The organism is Streptomyces sp. MCA2 (genome assembly GCF_023544705.1).
Taxonomy (GTDB): Bacteria; Actinomycetota; Actinomycetes; order Streptomycetales; family Streptomycetaceae; genus Streptomyces; species Streptomyces decoyicus.
Genome location: NZ_JAMJFM010000022.1, coordinates 25,069 through 45,171, shown reverse-complemented (window position 1 = coordinate 45,171; position 20,103 = coordinate 25,069). Strand labels below are relative to the sequence as shown.

Below are 20,103 nucleotides of genomic sequence, written 5' to 3'. Positions count from 1 at the left end.
GCACGGCCGCACGGCCCCCGGCCCGCCGGCTCATGCGCTGTCCCGGGCGTGCTGGGCGATCCGGCGGAGTGCCTCGGCGAAGTCGCCGGCCACCGCCCGTACGGTCGTCTCCTCGTGTACGTCGGGTCGGTAATGCCAGGTGAAGGAGAGCCGGCCCTCCTGTACCGCGCCGACGGCCTCCAGCAGGTGGGAGCCGCCGTCGCGGGGGTCGTGGTCCTGGCCGAAGGAGCCGTGCTCGGCGCGTACCAGGGCGCCGGCGGTCCCGCCGGGCCGGGCGTCCCACTGGCCCAGGTAGTTGAACACGATCTGCCCGCGGCCGGTGCGGTCCAGGCGCTCGCGCACCTCGGCGGGGCCGTGGGTACGCAGGGCGCCGAAGCCGAGGCCGTTGCCGGGTACGGCACGCAGCTGGCGCCGTACCGACTTGACCAGGGCCCGCCAGTCCCGGGAGGCCGTGAGGTCGGAGGGATCGGTCACCTGGAGGCCGACCGGGTAGACGGTGGTGAACCAGCCGACGGTGCGGGAGAGGTCCACCCCGTCCAGGACGTCCTCGCGGCCGTGCCCTTCGAGGTCGATGCAGACCCGGTCGTGGCCGGTCCAACGCGCCAGGGACAGGGCCAGCGCGGCCAGCAGGACGTCGTTGATGCGGGTGCGATAGGCGGTGGGGGCCGCACGCAGCAGCGCCGTGGTGTCCGGCTCGTCCAGGGTCACGGTGACCGTACGGGACGCGCCGGCGGGGGTGCCGGTGTCGTGGTCGACGGGCAGCGGCGCGGGGGCCGCGGCCTCCTCCCAGTACGGCAGTTCGTGGTCCAGGCCGCCGTCGGCGACATGGGCCGCCAGGCCCCTGGCCCAGTCCCGGAACGCGGTGGTCCGTTCGCCGAGCGTGCTGGTCCCTCCCGTTACGGCCTGCTGGTAGGCGGTCTCCAGGTCGTCCAGCAGGATGCGCCAGGACACCGCGTCGACGACCAGGTGGTGGGCCACCAGGAGGAGGAAGGCGGGGCGGTCCGGGTCGCCGGTGAACAGCGCCGCCCGGAGCAGCGGACCCTGTCCGATGTCGAAGCCGGTGTGCAGGTCGTCGGCGGCCTTCTCCATGGCGGTGTCGGCTTCGTCGGGCGGCAGACCGGTCAGGTCGTGCCGGGTGAGGAGACCATGAGGGGCGGACGGTGGCGGGTTCTGCTGGCGCCAGTGGCCGCCGTCCTCGGTGAACCGCATGCGCAGCGCGTCGTGGTGCTCCAGCAGGGCGGCCAACGCCTTCTCCAGGGCCGCCGGGTCGGGGGTGCCGTCCAGTTCGAGCAGCGCCGACTGGTTGAAGTGGTGGTGGTTGGCCCGGGGCGTGGCGAAGAACCATGCCTGGATGGGGGTGAGCGGCAGGTCGCCGGTCACCGGGCCGCTGTCGGTCCGGTCCGGCCCGGTGGTGACGACGGTGGCGAGTGCCGCCACCGTCTGATGGGTGAACAGGTCCTTGGTGGCCAGGTGCAGTCCGGCCCTGCGCAGCCGGGACACCACCTGCATGCTGAGGATCGAGTCGCCGCCGAGGTCGAAGAAGTTGTCGTCGGCTCCGACGGTGTCGAGGCCGAGGACGTCGGCCCAGATCTGGGCGATCCGGCGTTCGGTGTCGGTGCGCGGGGCGATGTGCGGTCCGGTGGAGGCCGCTGACGGGTCGGGCTCGGGCAGGGCGCGCCGGTCGGTCTTGCCGTTCGGGGTGAGCGGCAGCCGCGCCAGGGGGACGAACACCGACGGCACCATGTGCGGCGGCAGGAGGCGGGCCAGATGGTCGCGCAGCTCCGGGACGGGCAGCGGCTGCGGCTGTGTCTGCGGCGTGCCGTCGGCCGGGACGACGTAGGCGACCAGCCGCCCGGGACCGGCGGGGCGCTGCCCGGCCGCGGCCCGTACGACGACCACCGCGTCCCGCACCTGGGGGCTGCGCCGCAGCGCGCTCTCGATCTCGCCGGGCTCGATGCGGAAGCCGCGCACCTTGACCTGTTCGTCGGCGCGTCCGGCATAGCGCAGATCGCCGTCGGCGCCCCATCGCACCAGGTCCCCGGTGCGGTACATCCGCTCGCCCGGGGCGCCGAACGGGTCGGCGACGAACCGGGCCGCGGTCAGACCCGGGCGTGCCAGGTAGCCGCGGGCGAGCCCGGCGCCGGCCACGTACAGTTCGCCGGTCACACCGACCGGCACGGGGCGCAGGGCGGCGTCCAGGACGTACGCCCGGGTGCCGCCGAGGGGGCGGCCGATGGGCGGGGTACCGGCTCCCGGGGCCAGCGGGCCGGTCCAGGTGGACACCACCGTCGCCTCGGTCGGGCCATAGGAATTGATCATGCGGCGGCCGGGGGCCCAGCGCTCCACCAGGTCCGCGGGGCATGCCTCGGCGCCGACGATCAGGGTGCGCAGATGCGGCAGGCCGTCGGCCGCCTCGGGCGGCACGGTGGCCAGTGCCGCGGGCGGGATCAGGGTGTGGGTGATCCGCCGCTCGGCGAGCACCTCGGCGAGCCGTTCGCCGAGCAGCGGTCCCTCCTCGCCCGCGACCAGCGTGGCTCCGGAGAGCAGCGAGATGCACAGCTCCAGGACGGAGGCGTCGAAGCTGGGTGAGGCGAACTGGAGGACCCGGTCGCCCGGGCGTACCTCGTACCGGGCGGCGGCCTCCGCGGCGAAACCTGCAAGACCGGTGTGGGTGACCACCACTGCCTTGGGGGTGCCGGTCGATCCGGAGGTGTAGATGACGTAGGCGGGATGCCCGTCCGTCAGAGGGGCGATGCGGTCCGCGTCGGTGGGCGCCGCGTCGGGGCCGTCGGTACGCCAGATGCCGGCGGGGTCGTCGAGGACCACGGTGGCCGCGGAGTCGCGCACCATGAAGTCCCGCCGCTCGGCCGGGTAGGCCGGGTCCACGGGCAGGAAGGCGCCGCCGGCCTTGGCCACGGCCAGCTGTGCCACCACCGACTCCGCCGAGCGGGGCAGCGCCAGCGCCACCACCCGCTCGGGGCCCACGCCGCGGCCGATGAGGTGGTGCGCCAGCCGGTTGGCCGCGTGCTCCAGCTCCGCGAAGGTCCGCTCGTGTGCGCCGTCGACGAGTGCCACCGCGTCGGGCGTCCGGGCCGCCTGCCGCTGGAACAGCTCGGGCAGGGTGGCAGGGAGCACCGCGCCCGGGGTGGCGCACCCGTGGGCCAGCAGTCGCCGCAGTGCGTCGTCCGGGGCGAGGGGCAGTGCGCCGAGGGGGCGGTGCGGGTCGTCGGCGATACCGGTCAGCAGTGTGGTGAGCTGGTCGGCCATCCGCTCGGCGGTGACGGTGTCGAACAGGTCGGTGTTGTAGGTGATCAGCCCGTGCAGCGCGCCGGAGTCGGTCTCGGCGAACTCCAGGGTGACGTCGAAGCCGGCGTGGTGGGTGTCCGGCTCGATGTCGCTCACCTGGAGACCGGGCAGGTCCAGCGCCGCTCCGGGCGCGTTCTGGAGCACGACCATGGCCTGGAAGAGCGGGGTGCGGCTGGTGTCGCGGAGGGGCTGGACCTCGTCCACCACCTGCTCGAACGGCACGTCCTGGTGCGCGAAGGCGTCCAGGACCGTCTCCCGCACCTGCGCCAGGAATTCCGGGAAGGCCAGGTCCGGGTCGACGTCCGAGCGCAGCACCAGCGTGTTGACGAAGAAGCCGATCAGGCGCTGGGTCTCGGCGCGGTCGCGGCCCGAGGTGACGGTTCCGACGGCGACGTCCCGCTGTCCGGACAGCCGGGCGAAGAGGGTCTGCGCGGCGGCGACCAGCGTCGTGAACAGGGTGGTCTGCCGGGCCCGGCCGAACTCCGCCAGCCTGCGGGCGGTCTCCGGCGGGAGGACGAGCGGGACGGTTGCCCCGCTCCTGGTCTGTACGGCCGGGCGCGGCCGGTCGGTGGGCAGCTCCAGGGGCTCGGTTCCGGCCAGGCGTTCCTGCCAGTAGCGCAGTTGCTCCTCGGCGGCCGCACCGTGTGCGGTGCGCTGCCAGTGCGCGACATCGGCGTACTGCACGGGCAGCGCCGGCAGTTCGGTGGTGGTGGCGCCGAGGGCGGCCCGGTAGAGATGGGCCAGGTCGCCGGTGAGCACCCCGGTCGACCAGCCGTCGGTGATGATGTGATGGAGGGTCAGCGTCAGGACGTGGTCGTCGTCCGCCAGCCGGATCAGCCCGGCCCGCAGCAGGGGGCCCTGGCGCAGGTCGAAGGGGCGGGTGCGGTCGTCGGACAGCAGCCGTGCCAGCTGCGCCGCGCGGTCGTCGGCGGGCAGCGCCGACAGGTCGTGCAGCGGCAGCGGTACGTCCTGGGGCGGGTGGATGACCTGGATGCCCTGGCCGTCCTCCGAGTCGAAGGTGGTGCGCAGCGACTCGTGCCGGGCCGCCAGCGCCGTCAGGGCGGCGCCGAGCGCGGCGGCGTCGAGCCGGCCGTGCAGCCGCAGGGCCAGCGGGGTGATGTATTCGGAGCTGCCGGGCGCGAACGCGTCGAGGAACCACAGGCGTTGCTGTGCGAAGGACAGCGGCGGCGCGGTGCCCCGGGGCGCGGGGACGATGGCGCCCCGGCCCGCGGGGGCGGTCTCCGGCTGCGTGAGCAACGCGGCGAGCGCGGCCGGGGTGGGGTGGGTGAACACCGCCCGCGGGGTCAGGTCGGTCCCGAACGCCTCCGCCAGCCGGGAGGTCAGCCGGATGCTGAGGATCGAGTCGCCGCCCAGCGCGAAGAAGTCGTCCTGTACGCCGACCCGTTCCACGCCGAGCACCTCGGCCCAGACCTCCGCCGTGCGGCGTTCGGCCTCGGTGCGCGGTGCGACCGGCTCCGGCCGGTCGGCGCCCGTACCGGGTGCGGGCAGGGCCGCCCGGTCCACCTTGCCGTTGGCGCTCAGGGGCAGTGCCGCCAGCGCCACGAACGCCGTGGGAACCAGGTAGTCGGGCAGGGTGTCCCGGGCGTGGGTGCGCAGCGCCTCGGTGTCGAGGCCGTCATGCCCCACCACATAGGCGACCAGCCGCTTCGTCCCGGACCGTTCCGCACGGGCCACCACGGCCACGTCCGCGACGCCGGGGTGGGCCGCCAGGGCACCCTCCACCTCTCCGGGCTCGACGCGGAAGCCGCGGATCTTGACCTGGTCATCGGTGCGGCCGAGGAACTCCACCGTGCCGTCGAGCCGGCGGCGGGCCAGGTCCCCGGTGCGGTACATCCGGGTGCCGGGCGGTCCGGACGGGTCCGCGACGAACCGGTCCGCGGTCGCGCCGGGGCGGCCGAGGTAGCCGCGGGCCACCCCCTCTCCCGCCAGGAAGAGTTCGCCCGCGACGCCCGGCGGCACGGGCCGCATCCGTGCGTCGAGGACATGGACCCGCATATCGTCCAGCGGGTGGCCGATGGGCACGGTGCCGGGGACCTCAGCGGCGTCGGTCATGGCGAAGGACGTCGCGAAGGTCGTGGTCTCGGTCGGTCCGTAGCCGTCCACGACGGTCAGACCGGGGCAGGCGGCCAGCACGCGGCGTACGGCGGCGGCGGGGACCACATCACCGCCGGTCCATACCTGGCGCAGCCCGGCGAAGCAGTCCGGCGCGTCCTGGGCCAGCAGCCGGAAGAGGCCGGCCGTCAGCCACAGCGCCGTCACCTCTCCCCCGGCGGCCGACCGCCGCAGCAGGGCGGCGTCCACCGCGCCCGGCGGGGCCACCACGATGCGCCCGCCGTTCAGCAGCGGCGCCCAGACCTCGAAGGTGGCGGCGTCGAAGGCCACCGGCGAGTGCAGCAGGACCCGTTCGCAGGCGGGTCCGGTGAAGCGGCTGTCGGTGGCGAGCGCCGCCACGTCGCGGTGGCGCACCCCCACGGCCTTCGGTGTGCCGGTCGAGCCGGAGGTGAACATCACGTACGCCAGCCGGTCCGGGTCCGCGGGCGGCAGCGCCGGCGCACCGGCCGGGTCAGCGGTCCGCGCGGCCCCCACCTCCTCGGCGGTCAGGCGGGCCGTGACGCCCGCCTGGTCGAGCAGGGTCCGGCGGCGCTCCTCGGGCGCGCGGCCGTCCACGGGCACATACGCGCCGCCCGCCTTGAGCACCGCCAGCTGCGCCACCACGAGTGCGGCGGAGCGGTCCATGAGCAGCGCCACCCGGCCCTCGGGGGCCAGGCCGTCCGCCCTGAGCCGGTGGGCCACCCGGTCCGACCAATCAGCGAGTTGACGATATGTCACATCATCCCCGTCGACGTCGACGAGGGCGATCGCGTCCGGGGTGCGGTGCGCCTGCGCGGCGAAGAGGTCCACCGGCGAGCCGCCCGGGGCGGGGCGGGCGGTGGTGTTCCACCGGCGCAGCACCGCGCGGTCGGCGGCGGTGAGCAGGCCCAGGTCGTCCAGGGAGCGGGCGGTGCCGTCGGCGACCGCGGTCAGCAGGGTCTCCAGGTGGGCCGCGGCCCGCTCCACCGTCGTGCGGTCGAACAGCGCCCCGTCGTAGGCGAGGTCGAAGCCGAGGCGGTCGGCGAGGTAGGCACGCAGGCACAGCGGGAAGTTGGTGGCGTCCTCGGCGCGTACGTCCTGGATACGGATGCCCGCGCCCGCGGCGGCCGCCTCGTCGAAGGGATAGTTCTCGAACACCACCATGCTGTCGAACAGCGCCTCGCCCGGGGGGAGTTCGCTGAGGGCCTGGATGCGGGCGAGCGAGACGAAGTCGAAGCGCCGGGAGTCGCTCTGCTGCTCCTGGAGGTCGCGCAGCCAGGGCAGGACGCCCCGGTCGACGTCGGTCCGGGCTCGCGTCGGCACGGTGTTGATGAACATGCCGACCATGGACTCCACGCCCGGCAGTTCGGCCGGGCGGCCGGAGACCGTGGTGCCGAACACCACGTCCTGGCGGCCGCTGTAGCGCGCCAGCAGCAGCGCCCAGGCGCCCTGCACCACCGTGTTGACGGTGAGCCCGTTCCGCCCGGCCGTCTCCCGCAGCCGGGCGGAGACATCGGGGGTGAGCTCCATGTGCACCAGCGCGTTCGACCGGGCGCGGTGCGCCTCGACGGGCGGCCGGTCGTAGGGCAGCGGGGTGCGGGCGGTGAACCCGGTGAGGGTGCCGGCCCAGTGCCGCTCGGCCTCCTCCTCGTCCTGCTCCCCCAGCCACTGGAGGAAGTCCCGGAACGGCCGTCGGGCCGGCGGCCTGACCGTGCGTCCCTCGACCGTCGCCGCGTACTGCGCGCACACGTCGGCGAAGAGCGCTCCGGTGCTCCAGCCGTCGAGCATCAGGTGGTGCGAGGACCACACCAGCACGATCTGGTCGCCGGGGAGCGCGGCCACCGCGATCCGGCTCAGCGGTGCGGTGGTCACGTCGATGCCGGCCGCGCGGTCCTCGGCGAGCAGCCGTTCCTGCGCACGGTCGCGCTCGGCGGGTGTCAGGGTCCGCCAGTCGTGGTGGACGACGGGCAGGACGGCGCGGCGGTGCACGACCTGCACGGGCCGGGGCAGGCCCTGCCAGCGGACGCTGCTGCGCAGCGCCGGGGTGTGGTCGGCGACCGTCTGCCAGGCCGCGGCGAAGGCGTGCGGGTCGGCGACCCCGGCGATCCGGACCGCCATCTGGTCGAAGTAGGCGCCCGCCGAGTCGACCAGCCCGTGGAAGAGCATGCCGGCCTGGAGCGGGGTGAGCGGATGGATGTCCGCCACCTCCCGTCCGTCGCCCGCGACCAGGTCCACCTGGTGCTGGTCGAGCCGGGCGAGCGGGAAGTCGGACGGGGTACGGCCGCCGGTGTCCGGCCGGGCGCAGTGCGCGATGAGGTCGGTCAGTGCCGCGACGGTCTCCTCGGCGAGGCGGCGCACGGTGGACTCGTCGTACATGGCGGGCGGGTAGGTCCAGCCGAGTTCGAGCCGGCCGTCCTGGACCACGCCCGTCACATCGAGCAGGTAGGTGCGGGTCTCGTCCGGGTCGGTGTCCTGCCCGGCCGGGGGCAGGGCGGCACGGTAGAGGCCGTCGTCACTCGGGCGGTCGCCGGACGCGATGTCCCACTGGCCGTGGTAGTTGAAGCCGACGCGCGGCGCGGGCGCGTCGGGCAGCCGGTTGTCCGGTGCGAGGTGGCGCAGCGCGCCGTAGCTCAGCCCCCGCAGCGGCACGGCGCGCAGCTGCTCCTTGACGGACCGGACGGTGTCGCGCCAGTCCTCGTCCGGGGCGACGGACAGGGCGAGCGGGAATTCGGCGGTGAACCAGCCGACGGTGCGGGACAGGTCCAGGTCGTCGAAGAGGTCCTCGCGACCGTGGCCTTCCACGCCGATGAGGACGGTGTCCCGGCCGCTCCAGCGGGCCAGGGTGCGGCCGAGGGCGCTGAGCAGGACGTCGTTGACCTGGGTGCGGTAGACGTCCGGGACCTGGCGCAGCAGGGCGTCGGTCTCGGTCCGGCCCAGGCGGACGGTGACGGTGGCGGCGGTGCCGTGGGTGTTGGGGCCGGGACGGTCGACGGGGATGCCGGCCGGAGCCCGGCAGGTCCGGGTCCAGTACGCCAGGTCGCCGTCGAAGGCGCCGGAGCGGGTGTGCCGCTCCAGGCGGGCCGCCCAGTGCCCGTAGCCGCTGCTCGCCGGGGGCAGGCCGGACGGCCGCCCGGCGGCGGCGTTGCGGTAGGCGGTCTCCAGGTCGCCCAGCAGGATGCGCCAGGACACGCCGTCCACCGCCAAGTGGTGGACGGTGAGCAGGAGTTGGGCGGGACGTGCGGGCCCGCAGTCGAAGAACAGGACCCGCACGACCCGGCCCTCGGTGACGTCCAGGGAGGTCTGCGCGGCGGCGGCCGCGCGCTGCACGGCCTCCTCCTGCCCGGGGGCGTCGAGGCCGGTCAGGTCATGGCGTGCGAAGACGTCCCCGGGGGCGGTGGGCAGTACCTCCTGCCGCCAGGCGCCGTCGGTACGGCACCACCGGGTGCGCAGCGCGTCGTGCTGGGCCACCAGGGCGTCGACCGCGTGCCGCAGGGCCGGCTCGTCGCTGTCCGGGGCCAGCTCCAGCCGGTTGGTCATGGTGAAGCGCAGTGCGTCCCCGGGCCGTCGGCCGTCGAGGTACCAGTGCTGGATGGGGGTGAGCGGCGCCGGTCCGGCCGGGGCCTCGGTGCCGTCGGCGGGCGGCGGGGTCACGGCGGCGGTGCGCAGGGCGAGTTCCGCGACGGTCTGGTGGCGGAAGACGTCCTTGGAGGTGAGGGCGAGCCCGGCCCGGCGGGCCCGGGAGACGATCTGGATGCTGAGGATCGAGTCGCCGCCCAGGGCGAAGAAGTTGTCCTCGACGCCCACCCGGGGGATGCCCAGCACCTCTGCCCAGATGCCGGCGAGGCCGGTCTCGGTCTCGGTGCGGGGGGCCACGTACGGCGTCCCGGCGTCGAGCTGGACGGGGGGTGCGGGAAGGGCGCGCCGGTCGGTCTTGCCGCTGCTGGTACGCGGAATCCGCTCCAGGGGGACGAACACCGCGGGGACCATGTAGTCCGGCAGGGTCCGGCGCAGCCGCACGCGCAGCTCCTCCGCCGGGGGCGTCTGCGAGCCGGTGGGCACCACATAGGCCACCAGCCGTTTGCGGCCCGCGTGTTCGGGGGCGACCACCACGGCGTCGCCGACCTCTGGGTGGCCGAGCAGGGCGGCCTCGATCTCGCCGGGCTCGATGCGGAAGCCCCGGACCTTGACCTGTTCGTCGGTGCGCCCCAGGTACTCCAGCAGCCCCTGGCCGTCCCGGCGCGCGCGGTCGCCGGTGCGGTACATCCGGGCGCCGGGCGGGCCGAACGGGTCGGCGACGAAGCGTGCGGCGGTGAGGCCGGGCCGTCCCAGGTAGCCGCGGGTGACCTGGGCGCCGGCGAGGTACAGCTCTCCCGGCACCCCGACCGGTACCGGCCGCAGGGCGCCGTCGAGCACATAGGCCCGCAGGTTGCGGCCCGGACGGCCGATGACGGGACGCTCGGCGTGGTCGGTGAAGCGGCCGTACACGGCGTCGACGGTGCATTCGGTGGGGCCGTAGACGTTGTACGCGGTGACGCCCGCGGTCTCCCGCAGCTCCCGCCACAGCGGTGAGCCGACGGCCTCGCCGCCCACCAGGACGATCCGGGGCCGGTGGTGGTCACCGGTGAACAGTCCGGCGGCCATCAGCTCGTGCAGGAAGGACGGGGTCACGTTGACGCAGTCCAGGCGGCGTTCGGCGATCTGCCCGACGAACGCGGCCGGGTCCAGGCGCACGTCCTCGTCGACGAGGTGGACCTCCTGGCCCAGCGCCAGCAGCAGCGGGCCCTCCCACGAGGTGTCGAAGGAGAAGGCGGCGCTCAGCGCGAACCGCAGCGGCCGTCCGTCGGTGGTGTGCGGGGTGACGAGCCCCGCCAGGTGGTCGTGGCAGAGGTTGACGAGCTGGCGGTGTTCGACGGCGACGCCCTTGGGGCGGCCGGTGGAGCCGGAGGTGTAGTTGAGGTAGGCGGTGTGGGCGCCGCACAGGGCCGAGGTGCGGTCGGCGTCGGTGGGGTTGTGTCCCGGCTGCCGGTCCAGGGGTGCGTCGCGCAGCACGTCGGCCGTCAGGAGGGTCTGCGGTGCGGCGTCCGCGAGGAGGAACGCGACGCGTTCCGCGGGCAGTTCCGGGTCGACGGACAGCTGGGTGCCGCCCGCCTTGAGGACGGCGAGGAGCGCCACCAGCATGTCCGAGGTGCGCGGCAGCTGGACGGCGACCACGCGCTCCGGGCCGACGCCGAGCGAGATGAGGTGGTGGGCCAGCCGGTTGGCGCGCTCGTTCAGCGCGGCGAAGTCCAGTGTGGCGTCCCGCGCCACCAGGGCCGTGGCGTGCGGGGTGCGGGCCGCCCGGTCCTCGAAGAGGTCCACGAACGTGACGTCCGGTACGGGCAGGGTGTCGCCCTGCCACTCCTCCAGCACCTGCCGCCGCTCCGTGCCGGACAGCAGCGGCAGTTCGCCCACCGTCCGCCCGGGGTCGTCCGCGACCGCTTCCAGCAGCAGGCGCAGCCGTTCGGTCGCCCGCTCGACGGTGGCCGTGTCGAAGAGGTCGGTGTTGTACTCGACGAAGCAGGTGAGCCCGCCGTCGCGCTCCACGAAGTCGAAGCCGAGGTCGAAGGCGGCGTGCCGGCCCGGGGGCTGGAGCGTTTCGACGTCGAGGCCCGGCAGGTCCGGTGCCTCGCCGCCCAGGTTGTGCAGGGCCACCATGACCTGGAACAGGGGGGTGCGGCTGGTGTCGCGCTCCGGCTGGAGCACATCGACGAGCCGCTCGAAGGGCACGTCCTGGTGGGCGAAGGCGTCCAGCACGGTGGTGCGCACCTCGGACAGCAGCGCGGTGAACGGCAGGTCGTCGGGCACCCGGCTGCGCAGCACGAGGGTGTTCACGAACATCCCGACCAGGTGCTCCAGTTCGGGACGCTCGCGTCCGGACGCGACGGTGCCGACCGCGACGTCCTCCTGGCCGGCCCAGCGGGCGAGCAGCACCTTGCAGGCCGCGAGCAGCGTCATGTAGAGGGTGGCGTCGGCGCCGCGGCCGGTCTCCCGCAGCCGGTCGGTCAGCGTGGCGGGCAGCGAGAACTCCAACAGCGCGCCGTTCTTGGTCCGCACGGCGGGCCGCGGGCGGTCGGTCGGCAGCTCCAGCGGGGCGGCCTCGGACAACTTCTCCTGCCAGTAGGCGAGTTGCCCGGCGTCGGCCTCGGCCGCGCGGGTGCGCTGCCAGGCCGCGTAGTCGGCGTACTGGAGCGGCAGCGGGGGCAGGTCGGGGCGGCGGTCGTGCAGGGCGGCCGCGTACAGCTCGCCCAGGTCCCGGCCGAGCACCGCGGTGGACCAGCCGTCGGTGACGATGTGGTGCAGGGCCAGGGTCAGGACGTGCTCGTCGGCGGCGAGGTGGACCAGCCGGGTCCGCAGCAGCGGCCCGTTGCCCAGGTCGAAGGGGGTGGCACCCTCGCGTGCCAGCAGCGCGTCGAGCGCGCGGGGGCGGTCGTCCGGCGGCGTGTCCGACAGGTCGTGCCGCGGCAGGTCCACCGGACGGGGGGCGTGGACCTGCTGGCGGGCGTGGCCGTCCTGCTCGGCGAAGGTGGTGCGCAGCGGTTCGTGGCGGGCCACCAGGGCGTCCAGGGCGGTGCGCAGGGCCGCTTCGTCGAGCGGACCGCGCAGGCGCAGCACGAAGAAGGTCAGATACTCGGTGCTGTCCGGCTCGAAGCTGTCCAGGAACCACAGACGCTGCTGGGCGAACGACAGCGGCAGTGCGGCGGCGCGGTCGGCGGCCGGGATCGTGTCGTCCGGTGCCCGGTGCGCCGCGGCCGGGTCCGGCAGGGCGGCGGCCAGCGCGGCGACGGTGGGGTGGGTGAACAGCAGACGGGGAGAGAGCTCGGCGCCGAGGGCGGCGCGGAGCCGGGAGGTGACGCGGATGGCGAGGATCGAGTCGCCGCCCAGCGCGAAGAAGCTGTCCTCCACGCCCATGTTCCCGGTGTCCAGGACCTCGGCCCACACCCGGGCGACGAGGCGCTCCGCGTCGGTGCGCGGTGCGGTGCGGTCCTCGCCGGCGGCGAAGCCGTCCGGACCGGGGGCGGGCAGGGCCCGGTGGTCGAGCTTGCCGTTGACGGTCAGCGGCAGCGCGTCCAGGGGGACATAGGCGGCGGGCACCATGTGCGCGGGCAGGGTGTGTTCCAGGTGGGCGCGCAGCGCGGCGGCGGACGGCGGGGAGCCCTGTCCGGCGGCCACGACGTGGGCGACCAGCCGCCGTACCCCGGGAGTGTCCTCGCGGACCCCGACCACGGCCTCGGCGATGTCCGGGTGGGCGGTCAGGGCGGCCTCGATCTCGCCGGGTTCGATCCGGAACCCGCGGATCTTGACCTGCTGGTCGGCGCGGCCGAGGTACTCCAGGGTCCCGTCGGGCCGCCACCGGGCCCGGTCGCCGGTGCGGTACATGCGGGTGCCGGGCGGCCCGAACGGGTCCGCCACGAACCGCGCGGCGGTCAGGCCGGGACGGTTCAGATAGCCGCGGGCCAGGCCCTCCCCGGCCACGTACATCTCGCCCACGGCGCCCGGCGGCACCGGGTCGAGTCCGGCGTCGAGGACACGGACGCGCAGGTCGGGAATGCCGCGGCCGATCGCGCTGGCGGTGGCCCCCGTCACGGTGGCGCGGTCCAGGGGCGCGTAGGAGACATGCACGGTGGTCTCGGTGATCCCGTACATGTTGACCAGGACGGGCGCGGTGTCCGGGTGCCGCTCGTACCAGTCGGTGAGCCGCGCCGGGTCCAGCGCCTCGCCGCCGAAGACCACCCGCCGCAGGGCCAGCCGCGCCCCGAGCTCCGGGTGTTCGGCGTCCGCGCGCATCAGGGGGTAGAACGCCGAGGGCGTCTGGTTGAGCACGGTGACCCGCTCGTCCGCCAGCAGGCGCAGGAACTCCTCGGGGGAACGGGTGACGTCGTGCGGGACGACGACGAGCCGGCCGCCGTGCAGCAGCGCGCCCCAGATCTCCCAGACGGAGAAGTCGAAGGCGTAGGAGTGGAACAGCGTCCACACGTCGTGCTCGTCGAAGGCGAACCAGTCGTGGGTGCGGGTGAACAGCCGCACCACGTTGGCGTGCGGGACGACCACGCCCTTGGGCAGACCGGTGGAGCCCGAGGTGTAGATGACGTAGGCGGGGTGCTCCGGCAGCGGGCGGCGGGCCGGGGCCGGGCCGGTGGCGGGGCGCCGGGCCAGGTCGGCGCGGACCTCGGGGTCGTCCAGGAGCAGCCGGGGGCAGGCGGCGGCCCCGAGACGTCCGGCAACGGCACCGGTGGTCACCAGCAGGGCCGGCGCGGCGTCGGTGAGCAGGTGGGCGATGCGGCCGCCGGGCAGTTCCGGGTCGACGGGCAGGTAGGCGGCGCCGGTCTTCAGCACCGCCACGATCGCCACGATCATGTCCGGGGAGCGGGGCAGGGCGAGCGCCACGAAGCGCTCGGGGCCGGCTCCGTTCTCGGCCAGCCGGTGGGCCAGCCGGCCCGCCCGCGCGTCGAGTTCGGCGTACGACAGCGAGGCGCCCGCGCAGGTGACAGCGGTGGCGTCGGGCGTACGGGCCGCCCGGTCCTCGAACAGGTCGATCAGGGTCGGCTCGGGCCGCCCGTGCTCGCTGCCGTTCCAGTCCACCAGCATCCGCCGGCGCTCCTCGGCGGTCGTCCACGCCAGTTCGCGCAGCGGCCGGTCCGGTCCTGCGGCGATCTCCGCGAGCAGCAGGCAGAGCCGGTCGGCGAGCGCGTCGGCGGTGGCGGCGTCGAAGAGGTCCGGGTCGTAGGCGAGGTCGAAGCCGAGGCGATCGCTGTGGTGGGCGCGCAGGACCAGCGGGAAGTTGGTCGCGTCCCGCGAGGCGACGTCCAGGATGCGGACCCCGGCACCGGAGGTGCGGGCGTCGTCGAACGGATAGTTCTCGAAGGCGACCATGCTGTCGAACAGCGCGGTGCCCGCCGGTACGTCGCTGAGCGCGGCCAGCTGCGCCAGCGAGACGGCCTCGAAGCGCCGGGATTCGGACTGGGCGTCCTGGAGGTCCCGCAGCCAGTCGGCGGCCGTGCGGTGCCCGTCGACCCGTACCCGGGTGGGCAGGGTGTTGATGAACATCCCCACCATCGATTCGACGCCGTGCAGGGCGTCCGGGCGGCCGGAGACGGTGGTGCCGAACACCACGTCCGGGTCTCCGCTGTAGCGCGCCAGCAGCAGCGCCCAGGCGCCCTGTACGACCGTGTTGAGGGTGAGTCCGCTGCGCCGGGCGGTGTGCAGCAGCTCCCGGGACAGCTCGACGGGCAGTCCCGCGGTCCGCACCGCGGCGGAGCGGGCCCGGTGGGCCTCACGGGGCGGGCGGTCGCAGGGCAGCGGCGTCGGTGTGGCGAAGTCCGCGAGGACGGTGCGCCAGTGTTCCTCGGCGGCGCGGCCGTCCCGGCCGGACAGCCAGCGCACATAGTCGCCGAACGGGCGGCGTACGGGCGGCGTCGGCGCGCGGTCCGCGACGAGTGCGGCGTACTCCTCGCACACCTCGGTCAGGACCTGCGCCAGGCTCCAGCCGTCCAGGATCAGATGGTGCGAGGTCCACAGCAGATGCAGCTTCCCGTCGGGCAGCCGGATCAGGGTGAGCCGCATGAGGGGCGAGGTGCCGAGGTCCAGTCCCAGGGCCAGGTCCTCGGCCTGGATCCGGGCGAGTTCGGCCGTCCGCCGCTCGTCGTCGAGGTCCCGCCAGTCCAGATGGACGGTGGGCACCGTCACCCGGCGGTGCACGATCTGGAGCGGTACGGGCACGTTCTCCCAGACGACCGAGGTGCGCAGCACCGGCGTCCGGTCGACGACCCGCTGCCAGGCGCGGGCGAACGCGCGCGGGTCGGCGACGCCGTCGAGCAGCAGGGTGGCCTGGTCGAGGTAGACGTCGTCCGCCCCGCCCATCAGGCGGTGGAAGAGCATGCCTTCCTGGAGCGGGGTCAGCGGGAGGATGTCCTCGACGGCCCGCCCGTCCCCGGCCAGGCGGTCCACCCCGGCCTGGTCGAGCCGGGCGAGCGGGAAGTCGGAGGGGGTGCGGCCGCCGGCGTCCGGCCGCTCGCAGTGGGCGGCGATCGCGGCCAGCGCACGGGCGGTGCCGTCCGCCAGTTCCCGTACCGTGCTCTCGTCGTGCACCTGGTCGCTGTAGTGCCAGGTGAGCTCCAGCACGCCGTCGGCCACCACGGCCGAGACGTCCAGCAGGTGGTCGAGCGCTTCACCGGCGGCCATGTCCCGGCCGGGGACCTCACCGGCGGGCGCGAAGTCCCGGCCCCGCGCGCTCTCCCACTGGCCGTGGTAGTTGAAGCAGACCTGGGGCAGCGGCAGTTCGCGCAGCGCACGGGCGGCCGGGTCGGGCGAGCCCAGGCGGGCCAGCGCCTCGTAGCCGAGGCCACGGCGGGGGACGGCCCGCAGCTGTTCCTTCACCGTCTTGAGCGTGGCGCCCCAGTCCGGTTCCCGCGACGGGCCGTCCAGGGTGAGGGTCACGGGGTACTGGGTGGTGAACCAGCCGACGGTCCGGGACAGGTCGACGGTGTCATCGGCAGCGGCAGCAGCATCGCCGTCGTGACCGTCGTTGCTGTCGTGACCGTCGATCTCCTCCCGGCCGTGCCCTTCCAGGGCCACCGTCACCCGGTCCGTGCCCGCCCAGTCGGCGAGCACCCGGCCCAGTGCGCTGAGCAGGACGTCGTTGACCTGGGTCCGGTACACGCCGGGCACCCGGCGCAGCAGGGCCTCGGTGGTGTCGCGGTCGAGGTGGGTGCGTACGGTACGGACCGAGCCGGCGAGCGCGGTGCCGGGGTGGTCCACCGGCAGCGGGGTGCGCGCCGTCTCCCCCTGGGCTCTCCAGTACGCCAGGTCGTCGTCGAGTCCGCCGCCCTGGACGTGCCGGGCCAGGTGGGCCGCCCAGGTGGTGAACGCCGTGGTAGTGGGCTCCAGTTGGACCGGCTCGTCGGCGGCGGCCAGACGGTAGGCGGTCTCCAGGTCGGCGAGCAGGATGCGCCAGGAGACGCTGTCGACGGCCAGGTGATGGGCGGTCAGGAAGAGCTGTGCCCGCGCGTCCGGCTCCGGCAGGAGCAGGGCGGCGCGCAGCAGGGTGCCGGTGGCGGGATCGAGGTCCGCGCGGGCGGCGTCGGCCGCCGCGGTGAGCGCGGCGTCCCGGGCGGCGCCGGTGGTCCGGGACACGTCGTGCCGGGCCAGCAGGCCGGGCGCCACGGCGTCGACGGGCTGCTGGTGCCAGGTGTCGCCGGTACGGACGAACCGGGTGCGCAGCGCGGGATGGTGGGCGGCCACGGCGTGCAGGGCCCGTTCCAGGGCGTCCGGGTCGAGGTCGTGCGGCAGGTCGAGCAGCATCGACATGCTGAAGTGCCGCAGCGGTCCGTGGGTGGCGAAGAACCACTCCTGGATGGGGGTGAGCGGGGCCGGTCCTGTGTCGTCCGGCCGCTGCGCCGCGGGCGCCGGGGCGGTGCGCAGCTCCACGGCGGCGGCCAGCTCGGCGACGGTCTGGTGCAGGAAGACGTCCCGGGAGGTCAGGCGCAGTCCGGCGGCGCGGGCCCGGGAGACCGCCTGGATGCTGAGGATCGAGTCGCCGCCGAGCTCGAAGAAGTTGTCGGTGACCCCCACCCGCGCGATGCCGAGCACCGTGGACCAGATCCCGGCCAGTTCTCGTTCGGCGGGGGTACGCGGCGCCACGAACTCCCGCTCGCGCGGGGCCGCTTCGAGGTCGGGGGCGGGCAGCGCGCGGCGGTCCAGCTTGCCGCTGGTGGTCAGCGGCAGGGCGTCCAGGACGACGAAGGCCGCGGGCACCATATGGCCGGGCAGGGTGCGCTGAAGGGCCGCCCGCAGCTCGGAGGCGGCGGGGCGCCCGGTCCCGGCGGCGGGCACCAGGTAGGCGGCGAGCCGGGCGTGGCCGCGCTCGTCGGCGACGGCGACGACGGCGGCCTCGGTGACGGCCGGCAGGGCCGTGAGCGCCGCCTCGACCTCGCCGGGCTCGATGCGGTGGCCGCGGATCTTGACCTGGTCGTCGGCGCGGCCGAGGTAGTCGAGCCGTCCGTCGGTGGTCCAGCGGGCCAGGTCGCCGGTGCGGTACATCCGGCTGCCGGGCGGCCCGAACGGGTCCGCCACGAACCGCGCGGCGCTCAGGCCGGGGCGGTGCAGATAGCCGCGGGCGACCTGGTCGCCGGCCAGGTACAGCTCACCGCCGACACCGGGCGGCACCGGCTGGAGCCGGTGGTCGAGGACGTGGGCGCGCACATTGGCCAGCGGCCGTCCCACCACGGGCCGCCCGGTGCCGTCGATGCGGCAGGCCAGCGCGTCGACCGTGCACTCGGTGGGTCCGTAGAAGTTGTACGCGGCGACGTCGGGCAGAGCGGCGAGGTCCCGCCACAGCGCGGGGCCGACGGCCTCGCCGCCCAGCATCAGCAGCCGGGGGTGGTGGCGGGGGTCGGTGAGCAGCCCGGCGGGGAGGAGCTGACGCAGGTAGGAGGGGGTCAGGTCGAGGAAGTCGACGCGGTGCTCGACGACGTACTCGACCAGCGCGGCCGGATCGAGCCGGGTCGCCTCGTCGACCAGGTGCAGCGGGTGGCCGTCGGCCATCAGCAGCACGCCCTCCAGCGAGGTGTCGAAGGAGAACGACGCGGTCAGGGCCACCCGCAGCGGGCTGCCGCCCGCCTCGGCGACGAAGCCGTGCCGGTGCCCGGCCAGCAGGTTCATCAGCGACCGGTGCTCCACGGACACGCCCTTGGGGCGGCCGGTCGACCCGGAGGTGTAGATGACGTAGGCGGTGTTGCCGGGGTGCAGCGGCGCGCGGCGGTCGGTGTCGGTGGGGTCGCTCGCGGGGGCCGAGGCGGGAACCGCGCGCAGGTCCGCCTCGTCGAGCAGCAGCGCGGGACGGGCGTCGTCGAGCAGGAACCGCAGCCGCTCCTCGGGCAGTTCGGGGTCGACCGGCAGGTAGGCGGCGCCGGTTTTGAGGACGGCGAGGATCGCCACGATCATGTCGGCGGTGCGCGGCAGCCGCAGCGCGACGAGCCCCTCGGGGCCCGCGCCCCGGTCGATGAGGTGGTGGGCGAGCCGGTTGGCACGGGCGTTGAGCGCGGCGTAGTCCAGCGTGGTGTCCCCGGCCACCAGTGCCGTCGCGTGCGGGGTGCGGGCCGTCTGCGCCTCGAAGGCGGCGGGGTAGGTGGTGGGCGCGACCGGCAGTGCGGTGTCGTTCCACTCGGTGGTCAGCCGCCGCCGCTCGCGCTCCGACAGCAGGGACAGTTCGCCCAGCGGCCGGTCCGGTTCGGCCGCCACGCCCCCGAGCAGGAGGACCAGTTGTTCGGCCATCCGCGCGGCGGTCGAGGCGTCGAAGAGGTCGGTGCGGTACTCCAGCAGCCCGGTCAGCCCGTCCCCGTCCGGGACGAACTCGACGCTCAGGTCGAAGGTGGCCGCGCGGCGGGGCACGGTGACGGTGCCGGCCGTCATGCCCCGCAGGGCGGGGGCCGCGGGCGGGGCGGGGTGGAGCAGGACCATGACGTCGAAGAGCGGGTTGCGCCCCGCTTCCCGTACCGTCCGCACGGCTTCCACGATCCGCTCGAAGGGGGTGTCGTCGTGGGCGAAGGCATCGAGGACGGCGGTGGCGGAGACGTCCAGCAGCTCGCGGTAGGAGCGTGCGGTGTCGACGGGAGCGCGCAGCACGACGGTGTTGACGAAGAGGCCGACCGCGCGCTCCAGTTCGGTGCGTCCGCGCCCGGGGGTCAGCGACCCGACGGCGATGTCGTCCTGTCCCGACCAGCGGGCGAACAGTGCCTGGCAGGCGGCGATCAGCGCGGCGAACAGGGTGGTGTGCTGCTGTGCCGCCACCTCCCGCAGCCGGACCGCCGTGGCCGCCGGGACGCGGAACTCGTGGACCGCGCCGTCGCCGGCCTCCTCGCCGCCGCGGGGGCGGTCGAGCGGCAGCGCCGGCGGCACGGTCCCGTCCAGCTGCTTGGTCCAGTAGGAGAGCTGCTCCTCCAGCAGGGCGCCGGACAGCCGTTCGCGCTGCCATACGGCGAAGTCCGGGTACTGCGTGGCCGCCGGGGCGGGCGCGGGCGTCTCCCCGTGGGCCAGGGCGTCGTAGTGCGTGCACAGTTCGTCCAGCAGCACGCCCATGGACCAGCCGTCGGTGACGATGTGGTGCGCGGTGAGCAGCAGGATGTGCTCGTCGTCGGCCACGCGTACCAGCAGGGCCCGCAGCAGCGGACCGGTGCGCAGGTCGAACGGGCGGGAGTACTCCGCCAGCAGCAGGTCGTCCAGCGCGCCCGTGCCGGTTCCGGCCCCCTCCCCCGCGTCGGGTGCGGGGCCCTGTCCTGCCCTCAGGTCGTGTACCGGCAGCGGTACGGGCGCGGCCGGGTGCACGGTCTGCACGGGACGTCCGTCGACGTCGTCGAACGTGGTCCGCAGCGACTCGTGGCGGGCCGGCGCGGCGTCCAGCGCCCGGGACAGCGCGGCCCGGTCCAGGGTGCCGGTCAGCCGCAGCGCCACCGCGCTGTTGTAGCGGGAGTCGCCGGGCCGGAGCTGGTCGAGGAACCACAGGCGCTGCTGGGCGAAGGAGAGCGGCAGGGGCTGTGACCGGTCCGCGCGCGGGATGCCCTGCCGGGCCTTGGCGGCCGGCGGTGCCTGCCCCGCCAGGCGGCGGCGCAGCGCCTCCTGCAACTCCTGCGGCAGGGCCGCGGCACGGTCCTTCTTGGCGTTCGAAGACGTCAT

The 20,103-nt window shown here is 74.9% G+C and carries 1 protein-coding gene; it reads right to left on the bottom strand.

Going from position 1 to position 20,103, the window contains the following annotated elements:
- Positions 1–30 precede the first annotated feature (30 nt).
- On the bottom strand, positions 31–20,103 hold the full coding sequence (locus M8I34_RS19580; protein WP_250050723.1) for a non-ribosomal peptide synthase/polyketide synthase: 20,073 nt from the start codon (positions 20,101–20,103) through the stop codon (positions 31–33).